At 72.8% G+C, this 14,716-nt stretch carries 16 protein-coding genes; 9 read left to right on the top strand and 7 right to left on the bottom strand.

From position 1 onward, the window contains the following. Window positions 1–172 precede the first annotated feature (172 nt). A complete protein-coding gene (locus tag KUA19_RS39690; RefSeq protein ID WP_217404748.1) occupies window positions 173–901 on the bottom strand; it encodes a sulfite exporter TauE/SafE family protein in 729 nt (242 codons plus the stop codon). Window positions 902–946: 45 nt separating this feature from the next. After that, a complete protein-coding gene (locus KUA19_RS39685) occupies window positions 947–2,155 on the bottom strand; it encodes a pyridoxal phosphate-dependent aminotransferase (protein WP_217404746.1) in 1,209 nt (402 codons plus the stop codon). Window positions 2,156–2,271: 116 nt separating this feature from the next. Here KUA19_RS39685 and KUA19_RS39680 point away from each other — a divergent pair, with 116 nt between their 5' ends. Then, complete coding sequence (locus tag KUA19_RS39680; protein WP_217404744.1) at window positions 2,272–2,718, top strand: SRPBCC family protein; 447 nt, start codon at window positions 2,272–2,274, stop codon at window positions 2,716–2,718. A gap of 10 nt (window positions 2,719–2,728) precedes the next feature. Here KUA19_RS39680 and KUA19_RS39675 read toward each other — a convergent pair whose 3' ends face one another. Continuing rightward, window positions 2,729–4,096, bottom strand: a complete 1,368-nt coding sequence (locus KUA19_RS39675) for an MFS transporter (protein WP_217404742.1) — start codon at window positions 4,094–4,096, stop codon at window positions 2,729–2,731. A 29-nt stretch (window positions 4,097–4,125) separates the two neighbouring features. Here KUA19_RS39675 and KUA19_RS39670 point away from each other — a divergent pair, with 29 nt between their 5' ends. The 5 genes from KUA19_RS39670 to KUA19_RS39650 are packed head-to-tail and all read left to right on the top strand — an operon-like array spanning window position 4,126 to window position 8,410. Next, window positions 4,126–4,770 carry a TetR/AcrR family transcriptional regulator gene (locus KUA19_RS39670; protein WP_217404740.1) on the top strand — a complete coding sequence of 215 codons (645 nt, stop codon included), beginning with the start codon at window positions 4,126–4,128 and terminating at the stop codon, window positions 4,768–4,770. Between the two features lie 58 nt (window positions 4,771–4,828). Then, window positions 4,829–6,166, top strand: a complete 1,338-nt coding sequence (locus tag KUA19_RS39665; protein ID WP_217404738.1) for a flavin-containing monooxygenase — start codon at window positions 4,829–4,831, stop codon at window positions 6,164–6,166. Further along, a complete protein-coding gene (locus KUA19_RS39660) occupies window positions 6,163–7,005 on the top strand; it encodes an SDR family NAD(P)-dependent oxidoreductase (protein ID WP_217404736.1) in 843 nt (280 codons plus the stop codon). The genes KUA19_RS39665 and KUA19_RS39660 overlap by 4 nt, the downstream gene beginning before the upstream one ends. 17 nt (window positions 7,006–7,022) lie before the next feature. Further along, a complete protein-coding gene (locus tag KUA19_RS39655) occupies window positions 7,023–7,670 on the top strand; it encodes a LysE family translocator (protein WP_217404734.1) in 648 nt (215 codons plus the stop codon). 44 nt (window positions 7,671–7,714) lie between these two features. Beyond that, window positions 7,715–8,410 carry a phosphotransferase gene (locus KUA19_RS39650; protein ID WP_308167913.1) on the top strand — a complete coding sequence of 232 codons (696 nt, stop codon included), beginning with the start codon at window positions 7,715–7,717 and terminating at the stop codon, window positions 8,408–8,410. Between the two features lie 7 nt (window positions 8,411–8,417). Here the strand turns inward: KUA19_RS39650 and KUA19_RS39645 are convergent, their stop codons facing one another. Together KUA19_RS39645 and KUA19_RS39640 are read right to left on the bottom strand one after the other, a co-directional pair. Beyond that, entirely contained in the window at window positions 8,418–8,747 is a 330-nt protein-coding gene (locus tag KUA19_RS39645) for an ArsR/SmtB family transcription factor (protein ID WP_217404732.1), read from the bottom strand. Then, entirely contained in the window at window positions 8,737–9,168 is a 432-nt protein-coding gene (locus KUA19_RS39640) for an SRPBCC domain-containing protein (RefSeq protein ID WP_217404730.1), read from the bottom strand. The genes KUA19_RS39645 and KUA19_RS39640 overlap by 11 nt, the downstream gene beginning before the upstream one ends. 155 nt (window positions 9,169–9,323) lie before the next feature. Here KUA19_RS39640 and KUA19_RS39635 point away from each other — a divergent pair, with 155 nt between their 5' ends. Then, entirely contained in the window at window positions 9,324–9,836 is a 513-nt protein-coding gene (locus tag KUA19_RS39635; protein WP_217404728.1) for a hemerythrin domain-containing protein, read from the top strand. On the opposite strand, the gene KUA19_RS39630 is transcribed toward KUA19_RS39635, so the two are convergent. Together KUA19_RS39630 and KUA19_RS39625 are read right to left on the bottom strand one after the other, a co-directional pair. Continuing rightward, entirely contained in the window at window positions 9,806–11,068 is a 1,263-nt protein-coding gene (locus tag KUA19_RS39630; RefSeq protein ID WP_217404726.1) for an MFS transporter, read from the bottom strand. The genes KUA19_RS39635 and KUA19_RS39630 overlap by 31 nt on opposite strands. Window positions 11,069–11,115: 47 nt before the next feature. Continuing rightward, window positions 11,116–11,544 (bottom strand): hypothetical protein, encoded by a 429-nt coding sequence (locus tag KUA19_RS39625; RefSeq protein ID WP_217404724.1) that lies wholly within the window; start codon window positions 11,542–11,544, stop codon window positions 11,116–11,118. A gap of 180 nt (window positions 11,545–11,724) precedes the next feature. On the opposite strand from KUA19_RS39625, the gene KUA19_RS39620 reads away from it, so the two are divergent. Together KUA19_RS39620 and KUA19_RS39615 are read left to right on the top strand one after the other, a co-directional pair. Further along, the gene (locus KUA19_RS39620) at window positions 11,725–12,225 is read left to right on the top strand and encodes a hypothetical protein (protein WP_217404722.1); all 501 of its coding nucleotides are present in this window, start codon (window positions 11,725–11,727) and stop codon (window positions 12,223–12,225) included. A gap of 112 nt (window positions 12,226–12,337) precedes the next feature. Beyond that, complete coding sequence (locus tag KUA19_RS39615; protein WP_217404720.1) at window positions 12,338–14,704, top strand: hypothetical protein; 2,367 nt, start codon at window positions 12,338–12,340, stop codon at window positions 14,702–14,704. The last annotated feature ends 12 nt before the right edge of the window (window positions 14,705–14,716 follow it).

The raw sequence follows: 14,716 nt of genomic DNA, 5'->3' as shown, positions 1-14,716 counted from the left end.
CCAGCCGCCAGCCGCCAGCCGCCAGCCGCCAGCCGCCAGCCGCCAGCCGCCAGCCGCCAGCCGCCAGCCGCCAGCCGCCAGCCGCCAGCCGCCAGCCGCCAGCCGCCAGCCGCCAGCCGCCAGCCGCGGGGGCGGGCCGGGTGGGCTAGGCGGCGGCGCGGGGGGCGGGGGGTCAGATGGCGCGGGTCGTGGCGTTGACCAGGGCGGCGAGGGCGCTGGCGGCGAGGCAGGACAGGACCACGCGCCGGAACGCGAGCGGGTCCAGCCGGTGGAAGAGGATGTTGCCCAGCCATGCGCCGAGCACCGTCGCGGGCAGCCCAGCCGCCGCGAGCAGCGTCGCATGCCAGGTCAGCGTCCCCGCGATGCCGAACCCGACCACCGCGACCGGCCCGACCACCCCGAAGATCAACGCGACCGTCGCCCGGAACACGCGCGGCTCCAGCTTCATCGCCCGCAGCGTCGCCACCAGCGGCGGCCCGTTGGTGCCGGTCGTCGTGGCCAGCAGCCCGGCCAGGATCCCGGCCGCGGCGGAGGCACCGGCCTTCGGCGGCAACTGCCAGCCGCGCCACACCACGAGCGTGCTGGTCAGGTTGACCACCGCGATCAGGATCAGCAGTGCCAGGTCCGGCAGCGAGATGAGCAGCAGCAGGCCCAGCGGCATGCCGATCGCGACCGCGAACAGCAGGCGGCGCGCGATCGGCACCTCCGCGTGGGCGCGCTCACGCCAGGCGGTCGCCGCGTTCAGGATCAGGCTGATGATGGTCGCCGAGACCACTGCGGGCTGCGGCTGGTCGGCCATGGCCAGCAGGGGCACCGACACCAGCGATAAGCCGAAACCGGTCACCGCCTGCGCGAACGCGGCCACCCCGAAGACGGCGGCGGCGATCAGGTACAGGGTCACGGCGGCATACCGTACCCGCTGACCAGGCGCGACGCCGAGCTGCGGTCAGTGCGCGGGCTGCGCCTCGGTGAGCAACTTGCCCAGCCGGGTGAGCCCTTCGACCAGGTCGGTGTCGCCGAGGGCGTATGACAGCCGGAAGTAGCCCGGGGTCCCGAACGCCTCGCCCGGCACCAGCGCGACCTCGGCCTCCTCCAGCACCAGCGCGGCCAGCTCGGCTGAGGTCTCCGGTCGCCGTCCGCGCAGCTCCCGTCCGAGCAGCCCCTTGACCGACGGGTACGCGTAGAAGGCGCCCAGCGGCTCGGGACAGACCACGCCGGGGATGTCGTTGAGCATCGTGACCATGGTGCGGCGACGCCGGTCGAACGCCTGGCGCATCTGGTCGACGGCGGACAGGTCACCGGAGACGGCGGCCAGCGCGGCGGCCTGGGCCACGTTGCAGACGTTGGAGGTCAGGTGAGACTGCAGGTTGGTCGCGGCGGCGACCACGTCAGGGGCGCCGATGAGCCAGCCGACCCGCCATCCGGTCATGGCGTACGTCTTGGCGACGCCGTTGAGGATCACGACCCGGTCGCCCAGCTCGGGCACGACGGTGGCGATGCTGTTGAACTTGGCGTTGCCGTAGGTGAGGTGCTCGTAGATCTCGTCGGTGATCACCCAGAGCCCGTGCTCGTCGGCCCAGCGGCCGATCGCGACGACCTGCTCGGGCGGGTAGACCGCGCCGGTGGGGTTGGCGGGTGAGGCGAACAGCAGCGCCTTGGTGCGCGGTGTACGCGCCGCCTCCAGCTGCTCGACGGTGGCCAGATAGCCGGAGTGCTCGTCGGTGACCACGTCGACCTGCACCGCCCCGGCCAGCTTGATCGCCTCCGGGTACGTGGTCCAGTACGGAGCCACCACCAGGATCTCATCGCCAGGGTCGAGCAGCGTGGCGAAGGCCGTGTAGACGGCCTGCTTGCCGCCGTTGGTGACCAGCACCTGGCTGGGCGAGGCCTGGTAGCCGGAGTCGCGCAGGGTCTTGGCCGCGATCGCCTCGCGCAGTTCGGGCAGACCCGGGGTGGGCGAGTACTTGTGCATGCGCGGCTGCGCGGACGCGGCCTGGGCGGCCTCGACGATGTATTCGGGGGTGGGGAAGTCGGGCTCGCCGGCGCCGAAGCCGATCACCGGGCGGCCTGCCGCTTTCAGTGCCTTGGCCTTGGCGTCCACGGCGAGGGTGGCCGACTCGGCGATGGCTGCGATGCGACGGGAAATCCGTTCCATGCGCCCACTCTCGCACATTCCGGACGTCGGCGCGGGGCACGGGGGCCGTGTCCGGTCGGACCGGCGGGCGTGACTCCTGCCGGGTCGTGTGCGGGCGGTCGCGCTACATTGCCCGGATGCGTCGCCTCATCAGCCAGAGTCGGGTCGTCGCCGCTGAACCGGCGGCGATCTTCGAGCTGTTGGTCGACCCCGCCCAGCATCCGGTGATCGACGGGTCGGGGTCGGTGCTGGCGGCCCGGGGCGCGCCGCGTCGGCTCGCGCTGGGAATGAAGTTCGGCATGGACATGCACATGGGCGCCGACTACAGCGTGCTCAACACGGTGGTGGAGTTCGACGAAGGCCGCCTGATCGCGTGGCGGCACTTCAACGGGCACCGCTGGCGCTGGCGGCTGGACCCGGCGGGGGAGGGCCGAACCCTGGTCACCGAGGAGTTCGACTGGTCGACCGCGCGCATCCCGCTGCTGATCAGCATCAGCTGGTTCCCGCGCCGCAACCGCCGGGCGATCAGCCGTACCCTCGACCGCCTCGAAGCCCGCTTCGCGTCCGACGGACCGCCCTGTTGATCCGTGCGGGTCAGCGCAGGGTGCGGTCCAGGGTGTAGCGGCGCTGCAGCAGCATCGCGACGACCATCAGTGCGGCGGGCACCAGGCCGAACCCGAGGCGGATCATGGTGTGCGCCAGCCCCGGTTGGGTCACCTGCTCGCCCGCGCCGGAGGCGACGAACCCGCCCACGGCCAGACAGGCGGAGTAGACGTACGGGCCGAGCGCGCCGCCGGTCGCCTCGGCCGCCGTCCATACGCCGGTGTAGGTCCCGGCCCGCTCGGCGCCCCCGGCCGCCCGGATCGCGTCGGGCATCATCGAGAACGGCAGCAGCTGCATCGCGGCGAACGCGACACCGAGCACCGCTACCGCGCCGATCAGCACCGGCAGCCCGGCCGCCGAGCCGAGTGCCAGCACCAGCGACCCGACCACGAACGCGGCCTGGGCGATGAGCAGGCCGGGCTGCTTGCCGATGCGGCGGGCGACCGCGACCCAGATCGGGGTGGCGATCAGTGCGGGAGCCACGAAGGCGGCGACGAGCACGGTGGTCAGGCCGGGGCGGCCCAGTTCGTACTCGGCGAAGTAGGGGACGGCGGCCAGCACCAGGTGGGTCGTGGTGGACATGGCCAGGTAGGCGCCGACCAGCCAGCGGAACTGTGGGTCGCGCAGCGCGCCGAGCAGGGCCTTGAACCCGGCGGCGGCGTGCGCCGAGGCGGGAGCGTCGCCGGGGGCCGCGGTGGCCAGGCGCCGCACGCCGCCGATGCCGACGAGCATGGTGGCCAGCATCGTCGCGCCGAGCACCGCGCCCATCAGCGCGTATCCGGCCCGGCTGGGGTCCTGCTTGCCCGCGAGCATCGGGGCCAGCACGCCGGACAGCAGGATGCCGACGGTGAGCACCACCATCCGGAAGCCCATCAGCCGGGTGCGCTCGTGGTAGCCGATGCCCAGGTCGGCCGGGGTGGACAGGTAGGGCACCTGGTACGCGGCGAACAGCAGGTTGCCCGCGACGAAGCCGACCGCGACCCAGGCCGCGGCGGGGGCGCCGGACAGCCCGCCCGGCACCGCGAACAGGGCCGCGAACGCCAGCGGCAGGCCGCAGCCCAACGTCATCAGCGTGCGGCGGTGGCCGCGTCGGCGCAGGTCGCGGTCGGACAGGTGGCCCACCCACGGGTGCAGCACCACGTCGGCGATCTTCGGCACCAGCAGCACGACACCGGCCAGCAGCGGCGTCACGGCCAGCACGTCGGTGAGGAAGTACAGCAGCAGCAGGCCGGGTACGGTCACCCAGGTGCCCATGCCGAGCGAGCCGGTCGCGTACGCGGCCATGCCGCCGCGCGGCAGCCGGGCCGAGCGCGTCGCGGCGGAGTCGGCCGCGGTCTCGCCGGAGCTGTAATCCAACATTCGCTGGATAGTAGGGCACGATGGGAGCCATGACCACACCCCGCCGCGGACCAGGCCGTCCCCGCAGCACCGACCGGGTCGCCACCCCGGAGGCGATCGTCGTCGCCGCCACCGGGCTGTTCGCCCGGCGCGGCTTCGACGCCGTGGGCATGCGCGAGATCGCGGCCGCGGCCGGGGTAGACGTCGCGACCGTGCACCACCACGTGGGTACGAAAGCCGCCCTCTACGACGCCTGCTTCGCCCGCATCCACGAGGCCGAGAGCACGGTCCTGGCCCAGGCCACCGGCGCCGCCCGCGCGGCGGTCGGGTCCGGTCCGGTCACCGCCATGGCCGCCCTGCACGAACTGCTGGACAGCTTCGTCGACTTCCTGGAGGACCGCCCGGAGACCACCGGCCTGTGGCTGCGCCGCTGGCTGGAGCCCGACCGGCACGCCGACCTGGACGAGCGCTACGCCAACCCGCTCTACCGGGCCGTCGAGCAGGTGCTGGCCGAGGCGCACGCGGCCGGGGTGCTCGACGAGCCCGATCCGCACCTGGCCGTACGCAGCCTGGTCTGGGCGGTGCACGCGCATGTGGTGGGCCTGCTGTCCGGGGCGGCCGGGGCGCGGCAGCGCCGGGAGTTCCGCGCCTACGCGCACCGCTGGCTGGACCGGATGTACGCGCCCCGCCCTTGACGCCGCCCGTCCCCTCCGGCAATATCCAGCAGGCGTTGGATTAATTGGGGAGGGTGCGATGAGCCCACGTGTCGCCGTCATCGGCGCCGGTCCGGCCGGACTGGCCGCGCTCAAGGCACTGGCCGACCGGGGCGTGTCCGCCGTCTGCTTCGACGCCGGGGCGCAGGTCGGTGGGCTGTGGGTGTACGGCGCGCCGCACTCCTCGGCGTACCGGACGCTGCACCTCAACACCAGCCGGACCCGCACCGAGTTCGCCGACGCGCCCATGCCCGCCGACTGGCCGGACTACCCCGACCACGCGCGCATCGCCGCCTACCTGCACGACTACGCCGTCCGCTTCGACCTGCTCAAGAGCGTGTGCCTGCACCACACAGTGACCGAGGTGGTGCGCGAGGGCGACGGCTGGCGGGTCACCGCGCTCAACCCCGACGGCGCCGTGACCGTGCGCGTCGAGGCGGTCGTGGTCGCCAACGGCCACAACAGCCGCCCCCGCCTGCCCGAGCCCGCCTACCCGGGCACGCTGACCGCTGAGCAACTGCACAGCCACGACTACCGGGGCCCCGAGCAGCTGGCCGGGCGACGGGTGCTGGTGGTCGGCGGCGGCAACTCGGCCATGGACATCGCCGTCGACGCCTCGTACGTCGCGCCGCGCACCCTGCTGTCGGTGCGCCGTGGCGTGTGGATCGTGCCCAAGCACCTGTTCGGCAAGCCGTCGGACACCCTCAACGGAGCGCTGGCCAAGCGGCTGCCGTGGCGGCTGCGCCAGCGCATCAGCCAGACCATGCTGCGCGTCGCCGTCGGCAGACCCTCCCGCTACGGCCTGCCCGACCCGGAGCACGGCTTCCTGCAGGACCATCCGACCCTGTCCGACGCGCTGCTGTCGCGCATCAGCCACGGCGAGATCGGCGTACGCGGCGAGATCAGGCGCTTCGACGGGCAGACCGTCACCCTCGCCGACGGGCGCACCGACGAGGTCGACCTGGTCGTGTGGTGCACCGGCTACTCGATCGACCTGCCGTTCCTGGACCAGGGGCTGCTCGCGCCGTCGGCCGAGCGGATGCCGCTGTTCCGGCACGTGTTCCACCAGGGCGAACCCGGGCTGATGTTCGTCGGGCTGATGCAGTCGACCGGATCGGCGCTGCCGGTGGTCGAGGCGCAGGCGCGGCTGGCGGCCGCCTACGTCGCCGGGCGGTACGCGCTGCCCGACCCGGCCGCGCGGACCGCCGACATCGCCCGCGAGCACGCCGCCGCGCGCGATCGCTGGGGCGAGCGCCGCCCCGCGATGCGCATCGACTTCGACGCCTACCTGGACCTGGCCGCCCGGGAACTCGCGCAGGGCACCGCCCGCGCGCTGCGGGGCCAGGGCGTGAGCTGGAAGGGAATGATCAACCAATGAGGACGCTGCGCGGACAGCGGGCCGTGGTCACGGGGGCCAACGGCACGTTCGGAAAGCTGCTGTGCGAGCGCCTGGCCGCGGCCGGAGCACAGGTCGTGGGCCTGGACCTGGCCGGTGGGCGGATCGGGAACTCGCCGGTCATCGCGTGCGACCTCACCGACGGACAGCAGGCCCGGCAGGGTGTGGCGCAGGCGGTGGAGCTGCTGGGCGGGCTCGACCTGCTGGTCAACAACGCTGGCGTGGGCGGCCCGGCCCCGGCCGAGCTGCCGCCCGGTGAGCAGGCCCGGCGCCAGTTGGAGGTCAACCTGGTCGCGGCCTGGCACACCACCGCCGCCGCGATCGTGCCGCTGGAGCGCAGCCGGGGCCGGATCGTGTTCGTGTCGAGCCGGATGGCGCTGCTGCCGCTGCCGCTGGCGGCCGCGTACGGCGTCAGCAAGCGCGCCCTGGTCGCCTACGCCGATGCGCTGCGCCTGGAGGTCGGCTCCCACATCGGCGTCAGCGTCGTCTACCCCAGCATGGTCGCCTCGCCCATTCACGACGCCTCCGCGCAGGCTGGCCTGTCCCTGCAGGGCGTGTCGCGGTACGAGCCGGTCGAGGGCGTGGTCGCCGCGATCCTCGGCGCCGCCACCGCCCGCCGCCCGCGCCGCGACATCGCCACCACCGGCCGGGGTCGGGTGGAACTCTTCGTGGCCAGGCACTTGCCGTCCCTGGCCGCCCGGATGGTGCGGCGCACCATCACCGCGCGCATCGCCGCGGGCGACCTCGACGCCGCCCCACTGGCGGCGGGCATGCTGCGCCGGGCGGGACGGCAACCGACGGCGGACCACGCGACGCGCTGAGGTCGTACCCTCATCGGATGACCGTAGGTTCGGCCCTGCTCTCGTTCACACTCGTCGCCGCGGTGGTGACGATCATCCCGGGGGCGGATACGGCCCTGGTGCTGCGTACCTCGGTGGCCCAGGGGCGACGCCACGCCTACGCCACCGCGCTGGGCATCTGCACCGGCGCGCTGATCTGGGGCACCGCGGCCGCGGCGGGCATCTCGGCGCTGGTCACCGCGTCGCAGACAGCGTTCACGGTGATCCGGGTCGCCGGTGCGGCCTACCTGGTCTACCTGGGCGCGGTCATGCTGCGTGACGCCTGGCGTCGTCGCGGGTCCGATCCGGACGCCGAGGCGGCACGGCTGCCCGCCTCCGCCCGCCGCGCGTTCCTGCGCGGCCTGGTCACGAACCTGCTCAACCCCAAGGTCGGCGTCTTCTACGCGGCGATGCTGCCGCAGTTCCTGCCCGCCGACGTCCCGTCGCTGCCGATGGGCGTGCTGATGGCGCTCATCCACGACGCCGAGGCGATGGTGTGGTTCACGCTGATCATCGTCGGGGTGGGCCTGGCCCGCCGCTGGCTGGTGGGCGGCGCGCCGACCGCGGTCCGGGTCCGCCGGACCATCGACGCGGTCGCCGGGACGGTCCTGATCGGACTCGGTGTGAAGCTCGCCACTTCGCCCTGAGCGATCCCCACTGGACGTTCACGCTTGGTCGCGATGGAATACCTGTGAGCAACGTGCGGAAGGGGATCGCTGGGGTGGTGCCGGAACTCGTGCTGGTGGGACGCGGACGCAGCGCCGACGTGTACGCCGTCGACGACGGGCGGGTCCTGCGACGTTACCGCGACGGCACCGACGCCGGGGCGGAGGCCGCGGTCATGGCGTACGCGGCCGCGCACGGCCTGCCCGTGCCGCACGTCTACCAGGCCCAGGGCCCGGACCTGGTGATGGACCGGCTGGACGGGCCGACCCTGCTGGAGGCGATGCTCGACGGCAGCATCGATGTCGAGGCAGGCGCGCAGATCCTGGCCGCGCTGCACACTCGCCTGCACGCCGTGCCGACCCGCCCCGGGGCGGTGCGCGGATCTCGATTGCTGCACCTGGATCTGCACCCGGACAACGTGATCCTGACCGACGAGTGCCCGATGCTCATCGACTGGCGCAACGCCGTCGACGGCCCGCCCGAGCTGGACGTCGCGATGTCCGCGCTGATCGTGGCCCAGGTGGCGGTGGGCGACGACCCGGCCCTGGCCGAGGCGGGCCGCCGGTTCGTGACCGAGTTCCTGCTGCACGCCGACGGCGACCCGCTGTCGCAACTGCCCCGGGCGCTGGCCGTCCGCGAGCTCGACCCGAACCTGACCCCGACCGAACTGGCCCGGCTGGCCACAGCCGGGGACCTGGTCCGGACCTCGCGCCGCGGCTAGCCGGGCGTCAGCCACCCAGGTGGTCCTTCAGCGCGTCGAGTCGTCCGTCCCAGTCGTGCGCGAGCGCGGCCAGGAACTGCTGCGCCACCTGCATCGGCGCCGAGCGCAGCCGGTAGCGCACTCGGCGCCGCTCGCCGGGTTCGGCGGTGACCAGGCCCGCCTCGGTCAGCAGGGCCAGGTGTTTGGCGATCGCCTGCCGGGTGATCGGCAGGCGATCGGCCAGGTCCGTGGCCGTGGCCGGGCCGCCCGAGGCGAGCGCGGCGAGGATGCCGCGTCGGCTCGGGTCGGCCAGGGCGGTGAAGACCTGCTCGGCGATCGCCTCGATGTCAGGCTGCATTGAGGTATTCGACCAGCTCGCCGAGCTCGTGTGTCCACCCCCCGGTGTTGGCGTCGTACGCCTTGCGGTAGTCGTCGTCGGGCAGCTGGGCGAACCCCGACTCGACCATGGTCAGGCGGGTGCCCGCGCCGACGGGTTCGAGTGTGAACTCGACGTACGTGCGGCGCGGATCCTGCTCGGGCAGGCCGTAGATGTGCCAGGTGAAGCCGAAGACGGTCGGCTCCTCGACCCGCTCGATGGTCAGCTCGGCCTTGTCCCCGCTGTCCCACTTGACCTGGGCCGTTCCGCCCGGCCGCAGGTCGACCACGGCCTGGTTGCCGAGCCAGGTGCCCAGACCCTCCGCCGTCGTGAGCGCTGCCCAGACAGCGGCCGGGGGCCGGGTGAGTTCGATCGTCCGCTCAATGCGATCAGGGAAGCCCATCGTAATCCTCCGTGAGTAGCAACCAACTGGTTGCTACTCACGTTATTGCAACCGATGGGTTGCGTCAAGTCCTGCGGTAGGGTTCGCGCCAGCGTCGCGGTGCACCCGGCACGAAGGCCGCCGAGGGCATGGAGGCGCGATACCCGAGGACGGGCATGCCCACCACCTCAGAGCCGAACGAGCGGATCACCGCGTACGGCCTCGAACTGATCGACATCCATGACCGCCTGCGCGAGCAGCTGACCCGCCTACGCGCCGACATCGAAGCGCACCTGGACGGCGCCGGACCGCCGCCGCGCGACCTGCCCACCCACTGCCTGGCGTTCTGCACCGCGCTCCAGCGCCACCACACCGCCGAGGACGACCATGCGTTCACCGCGCTGGCCCGGCAGCACCCCGACCTGGCACCTGTGCTCGACGTGCTGCGCAGAGACCACGGGCTGGTCGGCGACATGCTGCGACGCCTGCCCGACCTGATCGCCGAACTCCCGGCCGCCGCGGGCGATCCGGCCCGGGCGGCTCGGTTGCTGTCTACGGTCGACGGCCTGTTCGCGCTGCTGGAGTCGCACTTCACCTACGAGGAACGCAAGCTGGTCGCCGCGCTGAACCGCCTCGACGCGGGCGGCGCCACGACGGCCTACCTGCTCGGCGTCGACCCCGACGCCTGAGTCGGACCACGGTCGGCCCGCCGCAGCGGCGTGAGCAGGCCGGTCAGCGCGGTCACCGCGCACAGTGCCCCGGCGGCCGACAGCGTCGCCGCCACCCCGAACCTGGCCGCGGCGGCCGTCAACGCCGCCGCGCCCAGCGGGGCCAACGCCGAGTGCAGGGTCCAGAACGCCGAGGTCACCCGGCCCAGCAGGTGGCTCGGCGTCACCTCCTGCCGCAGCGACATCGACGAGATGCCGCCCAGCGACGTGCACAGCATCACCACGGCGGTCAGCGCCGCCACCGGCACCGGCCCACCGACCCAGCCCACCGCCGCGATGCCCACGCCCGCGATCGCGTTCGCGGTCACCCAGGTCGCGCCGAAGCCGAGGCGGCCGCGAATCCGCGCGACCAGCAACGAGGCGGCCAGGCTGCCGACGATGCCGGTCGCCAGCACGTAGCCGACTACGCCGTCGCTGCCGCCGAGGTCGTGCTTGACGTGGTACACGATCACGTCGTTGAGGCCGAGCAGCAGGCCGGAAACGATCGTCAACAGTACGGTCAGCCAGCGTAGGACCGGATGGCGCGCGATGAACCGCACCCCCGCGGAGAAGACCGCGAACATGCTCTCCCGGTCTCGCGGCGCGGCCGCGACCGGCGTACGCATTCGGATCAGCGCGATGCACACCGCCGAGGCCGCGAACGTGGCCGCGTCGAAGGCGATCGCCGGGGTCGGCCCGAACCGCCCCGACACCAGCCCCGCCAGCGCCGGTCCCACCAGGAACGCCACCGAGTACGACGCGTAGAGCCGCCCGTTGGCCCGGGTGATCTCCTCCGGCGGCACCAGGCCCGGCACCACCGTCACATACGTCACCTGGAACACGTTGCCGAACGCGCTGGCCAGCGGCAGCACCGCGTACAGCAGCCACACCGAGGGGTGCAGCGCCCACACCAGCGGTACCGCCGCGTACAGCGCGAACCGGGCCAGGTCGCAGCCGATCAGCAGTCGCCGCCGGTCGAACCGGTCGGCCAGCACCCCGGAGAACACCCCGGTCACCAGCGCCGCCGCGCCGCCGAGCGCGGTCACCGCGCCCATCTGCACCACCGACCCGGTGGCGTGCAGCACCAGCAGTGGGATCGCCACGAACGAGAACGAGTCGCCCAGCGCCGACAGGGTCTGCCCGACCAGCAGCGCCGAGAAACCCGGCCGCCGCCACAGCGCGGTCGTCGCGACCGCGGCCTCGGACGCGGACATCCTCACCTCCAGCATCGTGGAGGTCGGACAGTACCGGGGCGCAGATCTCAGGCGCGGGCCAGGGGCAGCACCACATGCTGGGGATCGTCGGCGTCGATGCCGTCGTAGCGCTGCCACACCCGCAACAGGCGGTACGCGATCGGGGCGCCGACGGCCAGCGGCAGCAGGAACACCGCCCCGGCCAGGGTCGCGACCCACACCGCCAACCCGACGGAGATCACGATGGTGGCGCCGAACCAGCCCGCGCGCAGCGCCTTGCCCCGCCTGGCCTCGGTCAGACTCGCCGCCCACACCGCCACCGAGCGGCCGCACCCGGGCACCGCACACCGGAAATGCTGACCCGCGCCCTCGTCCTGCGGCCGCTTGACCTCGATCATCGCGTGCTCGGCATGGAACCGCGCACCCTCGTACGACGCGGAGCTGTCGCGCACGTGCATCAGCCGTCGGCGGCTGACTTCTTCCACCTTCAGGAACACGGTCGACCTCGGCAACGGGTGAGCGGTTGACGTGCTGGCGCCTGTCAATATGGCAAAGTCCGGCCCGATGCGACAGCCGGAGCGACCGTCCGATCAGGTCATTCGCGCCACCGTCCGGATGAGGGACGGTGTAGCGGCACCCCTCGTGGCAGACTGCGAACCATGTCGATGGGGGTGTCGATGGGGATATGGCGAAACGTCCTGCTCGTCCTCGCCGGGGTGGCGAGCCTGTGCATGGTGGCGCTGGCGATGGTCAGTCATGGCCTGGACGGCTATTACACCGTGTTCGCGCTGGTGATGGCGTTGGGTGGCGTTCTGCTCCTGTGGTTCGGGGTGACCGGGCGTCCACTCGGGTGGGCCTGGGTGGCCGTAGTGGTGCTGACCCTGGTCGGGCTCGCGCTGAGCCTGCTCGAGGAGCGCACCGGGATCTGCTGCATGTTCGGGTATCACCGCGGGCTGGGCTATCCGTGGCCGTGGCTCACCAGCCACGCGGAAGCCGACACGCTCGCCGCCGTCGAGGCGATCGCCGCGTCCCCGCAGGAGCTGGCCAAACATGTGGACCCGCACTATCTGCTGGTCGACACCGCGTTCTGGGCTGAGGCAGCGCTCCTGCTGGTGACCCCGGTCGCGCTCGTGCTGCGTCGCACGGGCTCCCGGCGGTCGAGCCAGTCGCCGGTCTGACCGACCCTGACGGCGGTGGCCGCCACCGTCGCGGGTACCTCGCGCGCTGGCTTGCTGCTCTACGCTGGAGCAACATCCACTTGCGACTTTCGGCTGACCGGGGGAGACGATCGTGCATAGGCGGCAATACGCACTTCGAGCGGGCTTGGCGGGCCTGTCGATGGTCGCGGGCATCGGGATCGTGACGGTGGTCGCGACCCCGACCCCGGCCGTGGCCGAGACGACCCAGGTCACCGCCGCGACGCTGGCCTACACCGACTCACGTGACCCGCGGGGGATCGAACTCGACTCCCCGGGACCCGCTCCGGTCGGCGCGTGGCGTGACGAACAGCGGCGCCGGCACGTGTCCCGGTCCTACTTCACCTTCGACCTGTCGGCCTGGCGGGGCAGGCAGATCCGCGACGCGGTCGTGGTGGCCGACGAGACCGCCGTCGACGACTGCCGCAAGCCACGCCGGGTCGAGGTGTCGCGCACCAGGGCCGTGACCGCGCGGCACAGCTGGCAGAACCCACCGGACGTGCTGACCCGGCTCGGCGAGTTCGACGCCGTCTCGGCAGGCTGCCCGGCGGCGGGGCTCACCCTCGACGTCACCACGGCCGTGCGGGCCGTCCTGGCCGGCGGCGGCTCCACGTTGACCCTCGAGCTGCGGGTCCCGGGCGAGGCCGAGGGCGACCCGCACCTCGGCCGGGCCTTCGCCCGTGATCTCGGCATCCTGATCGAGTCGAACACGGCACCGCACACGCCGGTCGCGCTGATGGTCGGCGACACGGCCTGCGGCACGCCTGGCGCTCTCCTGACCAACAGCCACGACCCGGAGCTCAGCGCCGAACTCGGCGACCCCGACGGCGACGACCTGTACGCCACGTTCGCGGTCTGGCCGATCGCCGATCCGGCGGACCGGAGGCTGTTCCGCCACGTCGGTCCGGCCACTCCGGACGATACTCGCGCGCGGTTGCGGCTGCCGTGGGACCTGCTCGCCGACGGGCGCTACGCGTTCGCCGTCAAGGCCCGCGACGAGGACTCGGCCACCCCATGGTCGTCGCCGTGCCGCTTCACCGTCGACACCACCGCGCCGACCGGCGATCTGCGGATCACCTCGACCGACTACCCGGACGACGGCGCCGAGCACGGCGGCGGCGGTGTCGGCGGCTCGTTCACGATCACGCTGACGGGCGTGCCCGACCTGGCCGGTTTCCTGTGGGGCGTCGAGGGGCCGTACACGTTCGTGCCGGCCGGACCGGGCGGGACGGCGACGGTGACCTACACCCCCGATCGGGCCGGGCCGACCTGGCTGTCGGCGGTCGCGGTCGACCGGGCGGGCAACTTCAGCGAGACGGCGAACTTCCGGTTCCTGGTTGCCGACAACGCCCCCCTGGTCACCGACGCCGATCCCGACGCGTGGTCGGGACAGCCACACCACCTCACCTTCACCCCGGCGATGTCGGGCGTCGTGTCGTACGCCTACCAGGTCGACTACGGCCCGGAGCAGACGCTCGCGGCGGCCGCCGACGGCAGCGCGCGGCTGGTGTTCACGCCGGACAAGCCGTACACCGATCTGCTGGTCCGCAGCGTGACCGCGAGCGGGGTGCGGTCCAGCCCGGCGGCGCTGGCACTGGTGGTGGTCACCGCACCCGTGGTCGGGTCGACCGACTGGCCTCGGGGCGCGGCGGGCGCGCCGTTCGGCAGCACCGGCACGTTCACCCTCCGGCCGCACACGGCGGGTGTGGTCGAGTACGTCTACCAGTTCGACTTCGGGCCCAGCCAGACCGTGCCGGCCGGTCCGGACGGCACCGCGACCGTCACCTTCACCCCAACCAGGGCGTACGACCACACCCTGATCGTGCGGTCGCGGACCGCCGCCGGCGCCGAGTCGGATGCGACCTACTACTCGTTCCAGGTGCCCAGCGTCGCCCCGGAGATCGACGGACACGGCATCGGGCTCGGTGAGACCGGCGGCCGCATCGGAGATCCGCTGCCACTGACGTTCCGCCCGCGCGCGGACGGGGTCACCGAGTACCTGTACCGCGTCAACGAGGACGCCGAGGCCACAGTCGCCGCCGGGGCGGACGGCAGCGCCACGGTGACCCTGCTGCCGCTGGCCTATGCGGGCATGTGGACCGATGTGATCCGGATCGAGGTGCGCAGCCGCAGCACGGGCGGGTTCGTCTCCGATCCGGCCACCTTCTGGTTCTACCTCGACCCCACGGCACCGGTTGTCACCGCCTCGACCGTCGGGGACCGGCCGCTGGTGGGCCAGCCGATGACGTTCGAGTTCACCGCCCGCATCGGCGGACAGGTCGAGTTCCGGTATGTCCTCGACGGGGTGGAGCAGTCGCTCGCGGCCGGTCCCGACGGCCACGCCACGCTGGTCTGGACGCCGCAGACACCGGACCTGCACACCCTGTGGGTCGGCAGCCGCAACAGCGACGGCCTGGTGACGGGCCAGACCCCGCACCACTTCTTCGTTTTCGCGGACTAGACGGCATCGCGC

This window comes from Catellatospora tritici (assembly GCF_019083965.1).
Classification (GTDB): domain Bacteria; phylum Actinomycetota; class Actinomycetes; order Mycobacteriales; family Micromonosporaceae; genus Catellatospora; species Catellatospora tritici.
Note: the sequence above shows the minus strand (reverse complement) of the source record. Positions and strands in the feature narration are given on the sequence as shown.

What these genes read in the sequence shown, in the direction of transcription:
- KUA19_RS39680 (WP_217404744.1), top strand. Translation starts at nt 2,272, where the DNA reads ATGCGTCGCCTCATCAGCCAGAGTCGGGTCGTCGCCGCTGAACCGGCG.
- KUA19_RS39675 (WP_217404742.1), bottom strand. Translation starts at nt 4,096, where the DNA reads ATGTTGGATTACAGCTCCGGCGAGACCGCGGCCGACTCCGCCGCGACG.
- KUA19_RS39645 (WP_217404732.1), bottom strand. Translation starts at nt 8,747, where the DNA reads ATGCAGCCTGACATCGAGGCGATCGCCGAGCAGGTCTTCACCGCCCTG.
- KUA19_RS39665 (WP_217404738.1), top strand. Translation starts at nt 4,829, where the DNA reads ATGAGCCCACGTGTCGCCGTCATCGGCGCCGGTCCGGCCGGACTGGCC.
- KUA19_RS39685 (WP_217404746.1), bottom strand. Translation starts at nt 2,155, where the DNA reads ATGGAACGGATTTCCCGTCGCATCGCAGCCATCGCCGAGTCGGCCACC.
- KUA19_RS39630 (WP_217404726.1), bottom strand. Translation starts at nt 11,068, where the DNA reads ATGTCCGCGTCCGAGGCCGCGGTCGCGACGACCGCGCTGTGGCGGCGG.
- KUA19_RS39620 (WP_217404722.1), top strand. Translation starts at nt 11,725, where the DNA reads ATGGGGATATGGCGAAACGTCCTGCTCGTCCTCGCCGGGGTGGCGAGC.
- KUA19_RS39660 (WP_217404736.1), top strand. Translation starts at nt 6,163, where the DNA reads ATGAGGACGCTGCGCGGACAGCGGGCCGTGGTCACGGGGGCCAACGGC.
- KUA19_RS39640 (WP_217404730.1), bottom strand. Translation starts at nt 9,168, where the DNA reads ATGGGCTTCCCTGATCGCATTGAGCGGACGATCGAACTCACCCGGCCC.
- KUA19_RS39670 (WP_217404740.1), top strand. Translation starts at nt 4,126, where the DNA reads ATGACCACACCCCGCCGCGGACCAGGCCGTCCCCGCAGCACCGACCGG.
- KUA19_RS39655 (WP_217404734.1), top strand. Translation starts at nt 7,023, where the DNA reads ATGACCGTAGGTTCGGCCCTGCTCTCGTTCACACTCGTCGCCGCGGTG.
- KUA19_RS39635 (WP_217404728.1), top strand. Translation starts at nt 9,324, where the DNA reads ATGCCCACCACCTCAGAGCCGAACGAGCGGATCACCGCGTACGGCCTC.